This window comes from Shewanella mangrovi, from assembly GCF_000753795.1.
GTDB classification, from domain to species: Bacteria; Pseudomonadota; Gammaproteobacteria; order Enterobacterales; family Shewanellaceae; genus Shewanella; species Shewanella mangrovi.
In genome coordinates this window covers 186,125-202,387 of record NZ_JPEO01000004.1, presented here as the reverse complement: position 1 = coordinate 202,387, position 16,263 = coordinate 186,125, and the positions used below count along the sequence as shown (strand labels likewise).

Genomic DNA, 16,263 nt, shown 5'->3' with positions numbered 1-16,263 from the left:
TTTTTATTGCCATACGTCAGCGCTGTTACGGTTTAGCTAGATGCAGTTTTTTCAGCAAGCGGATCATTAAAAGCTGTTCATCATCTGATACATCAGTTTGATAACGCGGTATATTTCGTGAATGTTCATATCGAAAGGATGCCATTTATGCCGCTGTTTTCAGTTAATGATCGCCAGCAACCTGTTGCCAATACTCACACTGGGCAAATCGCCGGAACCCGCCAAGATCAACTCGCAATCTTTAAAGGCATCCCTTACGCCGCGCCGCCGGTGGGTGAACGCCGCTGGCGCGCGCCGCAACCAGCTGAAGCTTGGCAAGGCATCAAAGCTGCGGTCGAATTTGCGCCCGCCTGCCCGCAACTTTCCAGCGCCTTTACCGATGTGCCCGGCCAAGCGCGCAATGAAGATTGCCTCTACTTAAACATCTGGTCGCCTGCCAGCGATGATAATAAAGATCTGCCGGTGATCGTTTGGATCCACGGCGGCGGCTACTCGTTTGGCTCCACCGCACAACCGATTTTCAATGGTGAAAACCTCGCTAAAAAAGGCGTGGTATTCGTCAGCATCGCCTACCGTTTGGGGCCGCTTGGCTTTTTTGCCCATCCTGAATTATCGGCCGAAAACGCCCACGGCGTTTCTGGCAACTATGGCCTGCAAGATCAAGTTGCCGCGCTTAAATGGGTGCAGCAAAACATTCATCACTTTGGCGGCTCGGCTGACAACGTCACCATTATGGGCGAATCCGCCGGGGCTATTTCAGTCAGCTTACTTGCTGCATCACCGCTGGCACACGGCCTGTTCCATAAAGCGATTGCCGAAAGTGGCGCCTCATTTGCCAATGCCGTCGCCAACGGCAATATCGCCCAAAGCGTGAAACCACTCGCCACCGCCGAAGCTATGGGCCAACAATTTAGCCAATCGGCGGGATTATCGCTGGCAGAGCTGCGCGCCCTGCCCGCCGAAGAACTACTTGAAAAAGTCCCGCGCCAAAGCGAGCTGGTGCTGGAATCCTCTTGGCCGGTGTTTGATGGCTATGTGATTGCCGACGATCCGATCACTTTGTACGAAAACGGCCAACAAAACGACACGCCGATTCTGATTGGTACCAATGCCGCCGAAGGTTCGCTGTTCTTTCAACAAACTACGCTGGCACAATTCCAACAACTGCTGAAAGCGCAATTCGGCGCTGACAGCGACATCGGCTTTAAGGCGTATCCCGCCAGTAACGACGCAGAAGCGTTAACCGCGCAACAAAACCTGTTCCGCGATCTCGCCTTTGCGTGGCACAGCTGGACTTGGGCCAAACTGCAAAGCAAAACCGGCACCGGCGCGGTGTACAGCTACTACTTCAACCACACCCCGCCAGCGTTTCCTAACATGCCAAGCTTTGGCCCAACCCATGCGGCGGAAATGTCATACGTGTTTGATCTGCTCACGCCGCCACGAGCATGGACAGCGGCAGACCAACAACTGGCCGATACCATGTCGAGCTATTGGGTGAACTTTGCCAAAACCGGCAATCCCAATAGTGCCGGTTTGCCTGAATGGCCAGCATGGGATAACGCCGCCCCACAAGTGTTGCACTTCACCCCAGAGCCCACCGTTGGCGCAGTAGCTAACCTTGAGCAACTCGAAGCAATTGATCTGTTTTTTCAACATGCCCGGGGATAGTTGAGGATTGCGACGGTTTTCACCGTCGCTTATTGGATTTATCGCGCCGCGATAAATGGGGTTGCCGCGAACTTTGAAGTTTCTTGAAGTTGTAATAGTGTTTGAATGTTCAAGGTTCTAAATCACCTGCGGTGGGCGCATGCACACGCATCCTTGTGGCACGCTGCAAGTACATCCGTGTAAGCTCGACGCCAGCATCGAAGCGCATGGATGTACTAATGCCGTGGAGCACATGGATGTGCGAGAACGGCGAATGCTGGCGACGGCCACCAGTCTACATGTGCTTGGAAATTCTCGGAGTACGCCCGCAAAGTTAGTGCGCATTGTACAAATTACCGAGGATTCGAAGTTCATTAGATTACGAGATACAGCCTGCAAACCAGAATAACAACTATAATTTCCTTATGCTTTCGCGAAGGAGTTGTCGGCTTATGTCACTGACTCAACTGGTTGATTTCTTTCAATGGATGACGCTGATAAACGTCGGGTTATTGATGTTTTCAGCGCTGATGGTCAGCAGTTTCAAATCGCTGATTTTCCGCTTCCATGGACAGATGTTTGGCTTAGCACCAGAGCAAATTTCGTTGGTGTTATACGGCTTCCTCGGCACATATAAATTGCTGATTTTTGTCTTCAACTTAGTGCCCTATCTCGCCATGCTCATCATTTCAAACTGAGGCAGATCTTTAACTACGCTCCAATAACTCATATTCGACAGGTGTATTAAGCACGATCAGGCAACACCACTCCCCCTTGGCGCGGCGAAGGTGCGTTGGGCAGGCATCAAGCAATCGGGGCATTCACCGTTATTGCACATCCATGTGCTCCACGGCATTAGAACATCCTGTACGTCGATGCCTCGAAGCCGCGCCGAGGAATGGATTCCGAGTTGGCGGCGATTTGCGCAGATGACAAACCAGAAGCGCCGGAGCGATTCGCGACGTGGGGCGTCGTCGGGGTTCCAAGGGGCGAGGGACGAGCATCGCCCCTTGGCTCTGGTGTGGAACGAGTAGTTCCACGACTTTCCAAAGCGCAGCTTTGTATGGCGCCAGCCATACACCAAAAGCTAAACGATAGCTTAGCAACCAAATCCGCTACGCAGCTTTTGCCGCAAAACTATGACACCCTTTTGGGCACACCTTTGAACAAGCTTGGCAACCGATACAATCATCGGCATCGGCAATTTCCATTACCATCATCACTTCTTCATCGTAAAGATCGTCTTCATCGGCATCTTCTTTTTCAACCAAATCAAACACATTACGTGAACAGACCTTAAAGCAGCGACCACAGCCGATGCAGCTATCTTGGTTAATTGCCTCGATATACTGCGGTTCCCACTCGGCGCCCCCACGGGTATAACCCACGACATTACTCATTTTTGTTGCTCCCTTTTTATGTTGCGACTTTCTTATAAAAACTGTGAATCAAAATCTGTATGCGCCCTTTTCGGCGCCTTACCACTCTTCATCCATCAATGCCTGTAAACGTTCGGCCTCACCGCTTGGCGCGCGCTGCACTTGCTTGAGCGAACGCGCCAGCCAGCCCATCGGTTTGCCCTGTAACTCCTGTTGTAACTCTTGCAGCAAAGAGTGAATTTCCACGCCTTCAGCCACTTTGACCGGATGAATGCCGCGCTCTAGTAGTTGCCGAATCGCCGACGCGCCACAGGCGTTACAAAATACCGCGGCACACTCAGCAAGATCGGCGATCCGCGCTGGCAATCGATCATGGGCGCGCTGCTCGCCTTCGGCATATTCGATCGCCTCCAAAATGCGCCATTCGTTTTTATCCACGCCATAAATCAACATGCCGCGGGCGCTACCAAAATGTTGCTCCACTTGGCGACGATTACCGGTGGCAAAGGCGACTTTTAGCGGAAATTTGCCTTCGCGCGGCTGCGGTTCAATGTGTAATTTACGTTCTGAGTGGCCGTGAAAAGTGCTCATGCGCGCTCCTTAGCCGTGGCCACCGGCATCACATGCTCGGCGCCAAAACGATAGCTGCTGATATGGGGTGTCACTTCATCTTGATGATGCTGCAACACAAGATTAGCCAGCGCGAATAAACGCTCACGGCTGCCTTCGTAACCAAACTGGCGCAGATCCATATTGCCGAACTGGTCATGGCACGGATAACCGGCGCGCAGCACAGGAGTTTCGGGTTCAAACAAGGCAGCGGCGTGGCTATTACTGATCACCAACTTGAGTTGCGGCGCCACTTGGCCAAGCCTAGCGATATCGCCAATGATCACTTCCGCCGCATCCAAATCGGCCAGTCCCGCCATATCCACCGTGGTGACGATTCGCGGTTGCTTGATGCCCATTTCGCTGAGTAAGGTCGAATAACCGATGGCAAGATCAGGCTCCAAGGCGATGCCGACTGACTCATTACTCAGCACAAAATGGCAGTCGAGCATGGCATCTTGCAAACGGCGCCGCGCCCGGCTGAGCCAGCTGGGAACCGGCTTACCGCTGAGCTTGGCCAATTGCATCACTAAGCTGTCCATCGCTTTCATGCCCATACCCATGTCGCAGCTAATCACTGGAATATCAAACCGTTGCTTGAGCCAGTTGGCGGTGTTCATCAACGAGCCGCCCAGCACTAAGGTGGCGGCGCTGTCCGCCATCTGCTCGATTTCGAGCACCGAGGTGCCACCGGTCGAGGTCGGCGAGAAATCGTCATCGCCCAGATGACCATCGAGTGACAGCGACAGATCCGGCACCATCACCGCATCCAGTTCAAAGGCATCGAGGTAGCGTTTCAGGGTTTCAATATCGGCGCTGGTCATGCCCACTGAACAGAGCACATTGAGCTGTTTGCGTGCCCGCTGCCTGCCTGATGGCGGCTGCACTAGCTGACGCACCAAAGCATCGACACAGGCGGCAAAGCCAGTTTGCATGCAGCCGTTAAAGTCCGGCGTGGCCATGTTGATAATGCGCGTGGCGGCAAATTCTGGGTGACGCAGTTTAAAATCGGCGATCACGCGGTAAGTATCCGTGCCCTGCATTTCGGTCAAGCCAGAAGTCATTACCGCGATAATCTCAGGCGCTTCTTTGCTGCAAAGGGTTTTTAAGGCTTCAAACAGGTTGTCATCGCCGCCCATAACCGCCGCTACTTGGTCAATGGCGGTGTTTTGCAGCGGAATCGGCTCGCGCAAATGCTGGATCAGATACACTTTGGCAAAAGCGCCACAGCCCTGCGAACCGTGCAACAGCGGAATACAGCGGTTGATGCCGAGACTGGCCAAAGTCGCGCCGGTCGCGGGACTGGTTTTCAGCGGCTGGGTCACCAGCGGCGTATTTTGTTTAGTAATGGTCGCCATGCGCTGCTCCTTATGCATTGAAATCTGTTGCCGCCAGATCCGCACTCAGATCAGGCGTTAATGAGGTGAGTGCCGCCGAGTTATCGGCGCTAGCGTCCCACGGCGAGGCACTTCTGACCGCGCCCCAAATCGGGCTATTCAGCGTGCGCACGAGCTCTTCGGCAAGGGTGATCATCCCTTGATATCCGGCATAGGCGTGGTGACGTTCTTGGTTAATATCTAGAAACGGCAGCTTGGCTTTCAGGGCGGTGTACATGTTGCGGCCACCAGCAATCATTAAGTCGGCATTGTGCTGACGACAGGTGCTGATCAGTTGTCGCGCACCGCCTTCATCCAGCATCAAAGCGTTTTCGCCCATAATGTCGATAATGCGTTGCTTGTCAGATTGGGTGGATTTTTTGGTGCCAGTGGCAACCACTTCAATGCCGAGTTCGCCCAGCGCTGAGACCACCGACCATGACTTCACCCCGCCGGTATAGAGCAGTGCCCGTTTACCTTGCAGCTGCTCGCGAAACGGCTTGAGCGCCTCACGCACCCGGCTTTCTTCACGGGCAATCACCTGCTCAACATGCGCGGTCAGCTTGTCGTCATTGAGCAGTTTGGCGAAACCACGCAACGCCGCTGAAGTGTCGTCAATGCCGTAAAAACTGCCTTCAAACCAAGGTACGCCCCACTGCTCTTCTAATAAACGCGCCACGTTAATCTGCGCCCGTGAACAGACCACCATCGCCGCATCGGCGCGGTGCATGGTTTGAATTTGATGAAACTGGGTATCGCCCGCCATACAGCACAGTACCCGCAGCCCCACCTCTTCAAACAGCGGTGACACATGCCAAAACTCTCCGGCAATGTTGTATTCACCAATCAACACAATGTCATGCACTTTGCGCGAAGGGTCGTGCTTCATCAGCGGCTTTGCTGGCGGCTCGGCGGTGCCGACCACATGCTTGACCATCACACTGCCCGCAATGCGGTTACCAAGGTTTTTGTTGCCATAAAAGCCGGCGGCATCAACCGGGATCACCGGTTTATGCCAGCGCTCTGCCGCCAGTTTGCAAATCGATTCAATGTCGTTGCCTTCCAACGCGGGCACACAGGTCATGTAAACGAACACTGCCGGTGGATTGTGTTCTTCAATCAACTGCTTGATGGCATGCAGCAAGCGCTTTTCAGCGCGGCCCATAATCACATCTTGCTCGTTTAAATCTGTGGTAAAGCCGAGGCGGAATAGGTTCGAGCCGACGGCGCGGGTGCCGCGATTGTTCCAGCTGTTGCCCGCGCAGGCGATTGGCCCGTGGACGATATGGCCGACATCGGCAATCGGCAGCAGGCTGATCTGCGCCCCATCAAAACTACAGCCGCCGGCGGTGGCGCCAGGCTTGGGCCGTGCACAGCCGCTTTTACTGCCTTTGTTATGTTCGCAGGCAGGCTCATCCTGAAGTAGGCGGATCTCTGATGGTTTCATGGCACTCACTCCTTACATCGGGCGTCACTCACATAGGTATGGACAATGTGAGTGGCAGTGTGTGCAAGAAGGTGCAAATAGAACGCCAAGAGTTAAGCTATTGTTTTTGATAGATTGTCAGTTTTACAACTGACACAAAAAAAGGCGGCTTTGTCGGAAAGACGACAAAGCCGCAAGCGACGTTATCCGATAGTGGCTATCTTCAAACAATTGGCTCAATCAAGATGCTCAATCCAAATGCAACGCCACCACAATGCCGGAGCATTCTTCGGGCGAAAAGGTTAATCCGGCGCAACTGCCGGGACGCAACTGCATTAAATGCAGATCAAAACTTGGGTAACTGATGTAAGGCTCGCGCTCACCCAGATCATCCTCGAAACACAGAGTAAATTTCAGTGTGGGGAATTCACTGCGCATATCAATCAACACCTGTTCGTTGATGACTGAGTGAGCCGCGATTCGGTCGCCGATAGCGGAAATACGCTCTTGTGCCGCAGACAACATGCTAGTCCTCCTCCAACGCCATCGCCGGAACGACGTCTGGTAAGCCCAGTAATTTACGGATCCACGGTGGTGGATTACCAGCAATCACTGCACTCAGGCTTTGCATAGCAACGGCGGCTTCTTCCGGTACCGGCTTTTTCACTGGATGGATGTTGGCACGGGTCACTCGCGCGGCAGCAGGGCCGCCAATCGACAGGGTGAACAACATCTGACAGCCCTTCAACAGCGTCAGCATATGTTCGGCGCGGGCTTCACCGGAAAGCCCTGATTCGACCTGACGAATATCCACCAGCTGGTGTTCAGCGTGATTCACTTCGTAGATCAACACTCGCAGGCAGGAGCCATAATGGCCGTTGATCATTTCGCCTTGGTTAGAGGTAATCGCCACGGTCAGCTTAGGGCCGGGCAACGGCGGTACATCGATAATTTCAGGTGCATCAACTGCCGCCACTTCGCTGTTGGTCAAGGTCGCCAAGGCTTCGTTGACATCTTTGCGGGTCGGCGTTTCCGACAGCGAGTTCACCATCAGCCGAAACGCCTTAGGTGACAGTGCTGCCAGCTTATCTTCAGTCAAAGGTTCGCCAAGGTGCTGCACTAGCAGGCCTAACAGCGAAACCAGTTCAATGTCGGGCAGATTACGGCTGGCCATGGCGACCCGCAACGCTGCTTCATCAGAAATAAATCGTGCCATTGCCCTTCCTCCTTAGGCTGCCTGTAACCTTTTGGCGCGCACCGTTATCGGCAATTTAGGCCGGGACGGCATCGGATCTATGTAGTAGATCGCCCCATCCGCCAGATGGACTTCACCACCCCAGCGCTCATCCTCGTCAAACTCAAAATGGGTAATGGCCTCTTCCAAATCTTTCTTGGGCAGATAGAGACAAAATTGCCCCTGCTCGTTGTACTGAATCATTACATTTGCCATGGTGATTCCTTTATTTGGGTTGCTGCCATAAAACATAAGCCAGCAGCCCAAGGACTGCTGGCTTGTGGCTTAGCGAACTAAGTCAAACGCGTAGTCGGTTTTGCCTAAGTCCGAAGTTTCACGATCCAGCTTGGCCAGCACTTCGTTCACTACCGTAGTGAGCACGTACATGGCGCCTTCGTAGCCCAACGTGGCGCTGCGATGCAGATGGTGACGGTCAAAGATTGGGAAACCGATACGTACCAATGGCACTTCAAACTCGGCACCTTTGGCCTTGGTGTCACGCTCAATGAACTTACCGTAAGAGTTACCAATCATCAGATCTGGCTTCTCGGTAAACATCAGTGAACGGAAGTGCCACAGGTCTTTACCCACAAACACTTGCGCATCAGCACCATATGGCGTTTCTGCCAGTTGTGCTTCCATCTTCTTGCGCCAGCGCTTGTTACCGTTGTGACACAGTACGTGCTTGATTTCGCAGCCGAGTTCGGTCAGCAGTTTGCACATACCCAGCAGGTAATCAGGGTCGCCGAAAATAGAGATAGTGACCCCATGCAACCAAGTGTGTGAGTCGGTCATCATGTCGACCAAACGACCACGTTCCTTGGTGAGCGATGCAGGGATTGGCTTACCGGTCAGTTCAGACACCTTCATCAGGAAATCATCGGTCCACTCTAAGCCCATTGGGATGTTGAGTGCGGGGACCTCTTGATTCCAGGTGTCTTTGACGAACTTGGTAGACTTGGTCATTTGATCAGGTTGCAGCATGATGGTCGCAATCGCGTTCGGGGCGTCTTTCACCTCGTCCACTTTAGTACCACCCGCGTACATACGATATTCACCGTCTGCCGGTGTATCCAACACTTCGGATGGATCACAGAGGAAGGAATAATCGACGTCCATCTCTTTGAGCATTCGCTGGATCACGCGATAGTTGCCAAGGTAAGTTTCAAAGCCAGGCACGATGTTAATCTTGCCATTACTGCCCACTTCCTTGCTGTCCATCTCGTTCAGAGTGAAATAGCGCAGAATACCTTCAAACATGTTGTCCCAACCGGTCACGTGGCTGCCCACGAAACTTGGGGTGTGCGCAAACGGGGTTGGCACACTTTCTGGCAGGTAACCTTCTTTTTTGGCGTTACCGATAAACGCATTCAAGTCGTCACCGATAACTTCTGCCATACAGGTGGTTGAAACGGCAATCACTTCAGGCTTATAGAGTGCATAGGCGTTTTGCAGACCAGCAAACATGTTTTTCTGGCCGCCAAATACCGCTGCATCTTCAGTCATCGAGTCTGATACACAGGCAACAGGCTCTTTGAAGTGACGGTTAAAATAGGTTCTGAAGTAAGCCACGCAACCTTGTGAACCGTGCACATAGGGCAAGGTCTTTTCAAAACCCAGCGCACACAGCACTGCGCCTAATGGCTGACAGGCTTTCGCAGGGTCAATGGTGACGTGCTTACGATTAAAGTTAATCTCTTGGTATTCTTTGGTGGTTGTCCAGTCAAAGACTTCTTTGACTTTGGCTTCTTCTACGGCTTCTTCAAAAGTCGCGTGTTTGCCAGCGAACAGCTCCTGATATTCTGGTTGCTTAAATAACGCATAACCAGTTTTGATATCTTCAACTTTTTGCGTCATGACTATTCTCCTACCGTGCCACTAATCCGTGAACTCCGGCTCGGGTTATCAATCGTTACTGCTTCACACTGCCATTACGCAGTTTTGGCCAGTTCCGCGGCGTCGCTTTTGGTCCAAGGCGCCTGCATGTTCTTCCAGCATGGGTTGTTCAGGGTCAGATCCATATCGCGGGCAAAGATGGCGAATCCATCAACACCGTGGTAAGGGCCTGAGTAATCCCAGCTGTGCATTTGGCGGAATGGGAATCCCATTTTTTGGAACACGTACTTTTCTTTAACGCCTGAGCCAATCAGATCTGGCTTCAGCTTCTTGACGAACTCTTCGAGTTCGTAAGCGCTGGCGTCATCGAACAGCAAGGTCGCATCTTTCATTTCAGGGGTGGTTTTGACGTAGTCATCGTTATGCGCGAACTCATAGCCGGCACCACAGATTTCCATGCCTAAGTCTTCGTAGGCACCGATGATGTGACGTGGACGCAGACCGCCGACATACAACATCACTGATTTACCTTCCAGACGCGGACGATATTTAGCGACGACTTGTTCCCACTGGGCGCGATAGCGTTTAATCACTTCTTCGGTTTGCGCTTTGATCTTGTCATCAAAAAAACCGGCGATTTTGCGCATAGATTCTTCAATCTTGGTCGGGCCAAACAGGTTGTACTCAACCCAAGGTATACCGTTCTTCTCTTCCATGTAACGTACGATGTAGTTCATAGAACGATAACAGTGCACCAGGTTCAATTTGACCTTAGGGGTGTTTTCCATTTCGGCCAACGTACCGTCGCCAGACCATTGCGCCACAACGCGGAGGCCCATGTCTTCAAGGATGATACGAGACGACCAAGCGTCACCACCGATGTTGTAGTCACCAATAATGGCCACGTCATACTCTGTGGTTTCAAACTCTTTGCCTTCGTTTGGCGCCAATACGTGGTCGCGAATGGTATCGTTAGCAATGTGGTGACCCAGCGACTGAGACACACCGCGGAAACCTTCACAACGCACCGGCACAATGGTTTTACCCAGCTCAGCGCCTTTTTTCTTGGCAACCGCTTCAATGTCATCACCGATCAGACCGACTGGACATTCAGATTGAATAGACAAGCCTTTGGTCAGTGGGAACAGTTGTTCCAGTTCATCAATAGCCGCTTCCAACTTCTTGTCACCGCCGAACACAATGTCACGTTCTTGGAAGTCAGTGGTGATGTTCAGTGTGCCGAACGCGTTTACACCAGTCACACCGGTATAGTAGTTACGACGACCAGCGCGTGAGTACTGACCACAGCCGATAGGACCATGAGAGATATGGATCATATCTTTCACCGGGCCCCAAACCACACCTTTAGAACCTGCGTAAGCACAACCACGAATGGTCATCACACCAGGTTGAGATTTACGGTTGGAGGTAATGCATTTGCTGCCAGGGTTTGCAGGATCGTTCACCGCCATATGCTTAGCACGATCTTTGCGGGCCGCCTCCGGATAGACTTCCAGCACCTCGTCAATCAAGGCCTGGGTTTGTTCTTTATTCATCTCCATCGCATGTTCCTCTTGGGTTTATGCTAGAAAAAGAAATCACCTTCGCGATTAAGCCAGCTCTTCTGCTGTCTTACCGATGATTGACTCGTCTTCGACTTCCATGATGCCGAATTCCATCAACAGATCTTCCAGTTCATCCATGGTGCAAGGCTCAGGTACCACGAACATGGTGTTGTTGATGATTTTCTGTGCCAGCGCGCGATATTCGTCAGCTTGCTTACACTTAGGGTCGTATTCGATAACCGTCATACGACGGATTTCAGCGCGTTGTACGATGTTGTCACGTGGTACGAAGTGGATCATTTGCGTGCCGATTTTCGCCGCCAATGCCATGATCAATTCATCTTCACGGTCAGTGTTACGTGAGTTACAGATAAGGCCTGCCAAACGTACGCTGCCAGATGCCGCATACTTACAGATACCTTTAGAGATGTTGTTTGCCGCGTACATCGCCATCATTTCGCCAGAGCAAACGATGTAGATTTCTTGTGCTTTGTTTTCACGAATTGGCATCGCAAAACCACCACACACCACGTCACCCAATACGTCGTAGAATACGAAGTCGAGGTCTTCTTCATAAGCGCCTTCTTCTTCCAAGAAGTTGATCGCAGTGATAACACCACGGCCAGCACAACCCACACCTGGCTCTGGACCACCTGACTCAACGCAACGTACATCGCCGTAACCGACTTTCAGTACATCTTCCAGTTCGATATCTTCCACTGAACCAGCTTCTGCTGCGGTTTCCATGATGGTGTTTTGCGCTTTTGAGTGCAGGATCAGACGGGTTGAGTCCGCTTTAGGGTCACAACCGATGATCATCACTTTCTTACCCGCTTCGGCCAGTGCCGCTACTAGGTTCTGAGTAGTGGTAGATTTACCAATACCCCCTTTGCCGTAAATCGCACATTGACGAATTGCCATAATGATTCCCTCCTCAGGATGTTTTGAATAAACAATTCGAAGGGGTGTGTGCGAAAACTGCGCCAAGGCGGGGAAAACATGATATCGGCATGTTTTTATTGAATATTTTTATTGTCGCATGGCGAACAATGGGAGTAACACTCGAACAAACAACTGTGTGTTTGTCGTGTTTGAAACAAGTTTGTTTGTTAGCAAGTTGTTGTAATTTGCTTTGGTTGTTGAGGGTTGGTTGATGGATGACCGGTGTCATCCTGAGCTTCGCTCTGGTGGTGTTTGGGAGTTGGTTTATTCCATGTGGCACTGACGATGCCTGATAGTTTTAATGTGGTTAATCGCTTGCAGCGGGCTTATGCACACGCATCCTTGTGGCACGCTGCAAGTACATCCGTGTAAGCTCGACGCCAGCATCCATGCTGGCGACGGCCACAAGTCCGCATGTGCTAGGAATTTCGGAGTACACCTGCCAGCATCGACGTGGATGGATGCAGTAATGCCGTTGAGCACATGGATGTGCGAGGAAGGCCATAACTCGGACGGTCACTGGTTCAACTGTGCTGGGAATTTCGAAGTACAACCGCTGAATTGGTCGTTGGGTTTAATTCCTGTTAAAAGCAGTCTTGTTTACTCAGTGACAAGTTGCTGTAAATGCAGCGTCATAAATGCGCTGTTGGGATCGAGGGTGTAATCAGCGAATGGCTCGCAACTAACGAAGCCGAATTTGCGGTAGAGGCTGCGGGCGGCGGCGAAGTAGTCCATGGTGCCGGTTTCTAAACTCACTTGGCGAATGCCACGCTCGGCGGCTTGTACCAGTGCATGTTGGAGCAAAGCTGACGCGACGCCTTTACCGCGGGCGGCGGGTGCGGTGCGCATCGATTTCAATTCCGCGTGGTCGCTATCGAGCACTTTCAATGCTAAACATCCCAGCAGTTCGCCGTCTTTTCTGGCACTCCAAAAGGTGATATCCGGCTGGCGCAGTTTATCCAAATCCAGCGCGTGCACGCTTTCGGCGGGAGATGTGGCGTACATGTCATCCAAGTGTTGTTGCAGCAGGCCGATGATGTCGGCAGAGGTCAACGGGTCGATAGTGATTTGCATCGAATGCTCCAAGTGGTTTGAGCATTCTTTATATAAGGGATGGGTGAGGTTAGTCAAAAGTTGGTTTGGCTTTGACAATTAAACCGATTCATATTTCACTCTCCACTTTCAAAAAAGTTAAAAATCAATTTTTGATAATTGCCAAAGATATCTCTAAAATATAATATCAAGCAGAAATCAGAACAACCAACAAAATCAATAGAACTAACCCTATCCATGAACTCCGAGAAGATTTAAAAATAAATGTTTTACACTTAAGAACTTTGTTGAAGTAATTTTCTTCCAACAAATCGATGAGATCATCACAATGATTTTGCAGTTGAAATTTAAAGTCTTTCTTTTCATTAGTAGAAATATCATCAGAAAGAAATTTTTCAACATCAAAATCAAGAAGTGGATCTATAGAATCCTCACTCAAAATGATACACGATGAAAGTTCATTTAACTGTTTGATTCTCCATCTTATTCTAGATATTTTTGTATTGAATTTCTCCTCAGTTAATAAAGAAAAATTTTCATCTTTTAGCCAGTCTAACATAGATAAATTATTTAATAGATCTATTAGCCCATCCTTACTATCAGAAATAGCAGCGCGCTTAAGAGTATGATGATGGATTATTAAAGTGATAATCCAACTTACAAATATCCATTGAAAAGTAAAAATATCACTCATGATTTAACCGCTTATTTTCTGCTGCCTCAATCCTTTCATTAATTATTTCTAAAAACTTAGGAACCGAATCATGTTTCACCTCTAACTTGGAGTCTAATACATCCTTGGTCAAACCCTCCCTAGATATCAACCCAGCAAAAGCCTCATCTAAGAATGAGCGACCGTAACGATTGTAACCAGATAAATCAACAATAACTTTCTCATAATTATTAATAGCATCTAATAATATATTTTTACGAAATACTTCTCCGGCTGTTTTCTCACAACCTGGAGCATCATCCGCATATCTTCCTTTCGGTTTATTGTGAAAATCCTTCACAACAGATATATTTATTACATTATTAACAGAGTTCATCTAATTTTATACTCCATTGTAACAACGTACCTTGAAACTCGTTGGTCATCTCAACCCTAACGTGCTCCTCATTATCACCTTTGTTGTACTGATAACAGCCTTTAGAACTAAATATCAACAAATTACTATCTTCATCTTCTGTTACCAAATCCTTAATAGAGACACTTCCTTGTCCATGGTTTTCATCTTCAATTCTAGTAATATCATGCATCATAGAGGCATAAATCATTCCTGAGTCACCTACGATCTCTCTTAAAGGACTTACAAAAGCTTTCATACTTCGAGCTAACTGTCTTAACCGCCCATTTTTGTTTTCATTATCACTGATACCATCTCTCACTAGCGCAGTATACTCTACAGGGTAATGCATCCTTACTCTCTTTTGAAATACTTTACTATCTTCAAATGACAGAGGAATTCCTCTTCCGCGATCATAGATGGCAAGATACATATATTTGTCATCTAAGTTATCATTATAGCCAATAGAACAAATTAACCACCATTTTTTATTTTCCTCTAACACTTCATTTGGATAAGCGTGACGTCCGACATTTTCTAAGGTTTCAATAATAGCTTGTGAAATCTTTTGCTCAGTATTTGGAGAAATTTTACCATCATAATATTTATCGTTAATAGCATCCATGAGATCGTCCGAAAGAGTTGTAAACTCAAAGTTACTCCCACTTATTACGGGTAATTGATGACATTTTTCATCAAACATCATCTTTCTTCTCTCTGATTTTGATAAATGCAGACCAGCACTACTAACCAATCTATTTACCTCTTTATAATCCTTCGACCAAATAATAGATATTTTTGATGCATATTTATCTTTTATAGCTACCATCATCAAAAACATTGGCAATCGGACTAGACGGGTCTCTTTAAAAGATATATATATATGATGATACTTTTGAAGCAACTCATTCAAAATAAAAAAGAAATGTGACAATTCATCATTTAAATCCTTTTTAGATAAATCAAAAATTTCTGGAACAAGTAAAACAGGCGTACCAAAAATAGTTTCAATACTATCTAAGTTTTGCAAAATAACATTATCATATTCTTTTGAACGATGATTGCCTTTATGTTTCTTTCGCTCTATGTTGAAATAACGTTTTGATTGATCCCTGTCATTTATCTGTAATTGTTTTTTCATTACGCGTAAACTTCCATGAACAACATATCCAAAAACACTTAAATTTATTCTAAAATATTTTGCATTATTTATCTATATAACTTTTTAATATGGGTGACTTCGATTTTTTCAAGTATTGCCATGTATATTTTTAGATATCAACATTCAAAACCTACAAACAATATTCAGCATTTGTGCACATCCGTGTGCTCGACGGCATTAGTACATCCTGTACGTTGATGGCTCGAAGGGATAGTAAGGAATGGGTGATTTGCGAGGATGGCAAACCAGAAGCGCCATGATGAAATCGAAAACAACATGAATGTCGGCGGGTATACTCCGTGAATTCCAAGCACAGATGAACCAGTGACCGTCCGAGGCAGGACGCCGAGGATCGAGCGCCCATGGATGGGTTCACAGCGTGTCACTGGATCGTCTGTGCATAAGCCCGCTGCAGGCGATTTACTACGACAAAACGAACAGGCAACTTAGTTGTCAGCAGACAAAACACCGCAGCTGCAAGCAACACCAACAACAAAAGCGCGAAAACCGTTTCGCGCATCCAAACAGCCTAATCCTCAGGACCCGCTAGGGTAAACACCAGATTCTTCCGCATATCCTTGAGCACAATGCCCTTTTTCAGCATCGCAACGCTGAGGCGCTTTTGCCACTTGGGTAACTCGGGTTCGGCGGCGGCTAACGCTTGCTCATTGTCGAACTGGAATCGCAGTAGCAGCGAACCGGGGAATAGCTGATATTCCATATTGAACCAGCATTGCAGCATGCCGGGGATTTCTTCACGGGCTTGCGCTTCAAGGGCATCCGCCACCGCATGCACTATGGCTTGTTGTTTGAGTTGTACTTTAGAGAGCTTTTTCATGGTTTGCAGCCTAATGGTTGAAGCCTAACTTGCGGCGCAGCGCGTATAAGGCGCACATTTTACCGTGATATCGGCTGATGTCGCGTAAAAATCCAATGCATGATGAAACCATCGCAAACTTGGCGC

17 protein-coding genes are annotated in these 16,263 nt (G+C 49.1%); 2 read left to right on the top strand and 15 right to left on the bottom strand.

Annotation, left to right across the window (positions count from 1 at the left end; genetic code table 11):
• The first annotated feature begins 147 nt into the window (after positions 1–147).
• Together HR45_RS08350 and HR45_RS08345 are read left to right on the top strand one after the other, a co-directional pair.
• Positions 148–1,671 (top strand): carboxylesterase/lipase family protein, encoded by a 1,524-nt coding sequence (locus HR45_RS08350; protein WP_052074607.1) that lies wholly within the window; start codon positions 148–150, stop codon positions 1,669–1,671.
• 431 nt (positions 1,672–2,102) lie between these two features.
• Positions 2,103–2,348 carry a DUF6868 family protein gene (locus HR45_RS08345; RefSeq protein ID WP_037441820.1) on the top strand — a complete coding sequence of 82 codons (246 nt, stop codon included), beginning with the start codon at positions 2,103–2,105 and terminating at the stop codon, positions 2,346–2,348.
• A 417-nt stretch (positions 2,349–2,765) separates the two neighbouring features.
• Here HR45_RS08345 and fdxB read toward each other — a convergent pair whose 3' ends face one another.
• From fdxB to HR45_RS08270, 15 genes are all read right to left on the bottom strand, one after another.
• Positions 2,766–3,050 carry a ferredoxin III, nif-specific gene (gene fdxB / locus HR45_RS08340; RefSeq protein ID WP_037441818.1) on the bottom strand — a complete coding sequence of 95 codons (285 nt, stop codon included), beginning with the start codon at positions 3,048–3,050 and terminating at the stop codon, positions 2,766–2,768.
• Positions 3,051–3,128: 78 nt separating this feature from the next.
• A complete protein-coding gene (locus HR45_RS08335) occupies positions 3,129–3,620 on the bottom strand; it encodes a NifB/NifX family molybdenum-iron cluster-binding protein (protein WP_037441816.1) in 492 nt (163 codons plus the stop codon).
• Entirely contained in the window at positions 3,617–4,996 is a 1,380-nt protein-coding gene (gene nifN / locus HR45_RS08330; protein ID WP_037441814.1) for a nitrogenase iron-molybdenum cofactor biosynthesis protein NifN, read from the bottom strand. Before nifN ends, HR45_RS08335 begins: the two co-directional genes overlap by 4 nt.
• Positions 4,997–5,006: 10 nt before the next feature.
• Positions 5,007–6,461: a nitrogenase iron-molybdenum cofactor biosynthesis protein NifE gene (gene nifE, locus HR45_RS08325; RefSeq protein ID WP_037441811.1), complete on the bottom strand. Its 1,455-nt coding sequence runs from the start codon at positions 6,459–6,461 to the stop codon at positions 5,007–5,009.
• Positions 6,462–6,689: 228 nt separating this feature from the next.
• A complete protein-coding gene (locus tag HR45_RS08320) occupies positions 6,690–6,965 on the bottom strand; it encodes a DUF6129 family protein (protein WP_037441809.1) in 276 nt (91 codons plus the stop codon).
• A 1-nt stretch (position 6,966) separates the two neighbouring features.
• Positions 6,967–7,656: a NifB/NifX family molybdenum-iron cluster-binding protein gene (locus HR45_RS08315; RefSeq protein WP_052074606.1), complete on the bottom strand. Its 690-nt coding sequence runs from the start codon at positions 7,654–7,656 to the stop codon at positions 6,967–6,969.
• 12 nt (positions 7,657–7,668) lie between these two features.
• Complete coding sequence (gene nifT / locus HR45_RS08310) at positions 7,669–7,890, bottom strand: putative nitrogen fixation protein NifT (protein ID WP_037441806.1); 222 nt, start codon at positions 7,888–7,890, stop codon at positions 7,669–7,671.
• Between the two features lie 69 nt (positions 7,891–7,959).
• Positions 7,960–9,531, bottom strand: a complete 1,572-nt coding sequence (nifK, locus tag HR45_RS08305; RefSeq protein ID WP_037441804.1) for a nitrogenase molybdenum-iron protein subunit beta — start codon at positions 9,529–9,531, stop codon at positions 7,960–7,962.
• 74 nt (positions 9,532–9,605) lie between these two features.
• On the bottom strand, positions 9,606–11,072 hold the full coding sequence (nifD, locus tag HR45_RS08300; protein ID WP_037441801.1) for a nitrogenase molybdenum-iron protein alpha chain: 1,467 nt from the start codon (positions 11,070–11,072) through the stop codon (positions 9,606–9,608).
• 48 nt (positions 11,073–11,120) lie between these two features.
• On the bottom strand, positions 11,121–11,996 hold the full coding sequence (gene nifH, locus HR45_RS08295) for a nitrogenase iron protein (protein ID WP_037441799.1): 876 nt from the start codon (positions 11,994–11,996) through the stop codon (positions 11,121–11,123).
• Between the two features lie 621 nt (positions 11,997–12,617).
• On the bottom strand, positions 12,618–13,091 hold the full coding sequence (locus HR45_RS08290; protein ID WP_037441797.1) for a GNAT family N-acetyltransferase: 474 nt from the start codon (positions 13,089–13,091) through the stop codon (positions 12,618–12,620).
• A gap of 166 nt (positions 13,092–13,257) precedes the next feature.
• A complete protein-coding gene (locus HR45_RS08285; RefSeq protein ID WP_037441795.1) occupies positions 13,258–13,764 on the bottom strand; it encodes a hypothetical protein in 507 nt (168 codons plus the stop codon).
• Complete coding sequence (locus HR45_RS08280) at positions 13,757–14,119, bottom strand: STAS-like domain-containing protein (RefSeq protein ID WP_037441793.1); 363 nt, start codon at positions 14,117–14,119, stop codon at positions 13,757–13,759. Before HR45_RS08280 ends, HR45_RS08285 begins: the two co-directional genes overlap by 8 nt.
• On the bottom strand, positions 14,106–15,278 hold the full coding sequence (locus HR45_RS08275) for a hypothetical protein (protein WP_037441792.1): 1,173 nt from the start codon (positions 15,276–15,278) through the stop codon (positions 14,106–14,108). Before HR45_RS08275 ends, HR45_RS08280 begins: the two co-directional genes overlap by 14 nt.
• A 550-nt stretch (positions 15,279–15,828) precedes the next feature.
• A complete protein-coding gene (locus HR45_RS08270) occupies positions 15,829–16,137 on the bottom strand; it encodes a hypothetical protein (RefSeq protein WP_037441789.1) in 309 nt (102 codons plus the stop codon).
• Positions 16,138–16,263 lie beyond the last annotated feature (126 nt).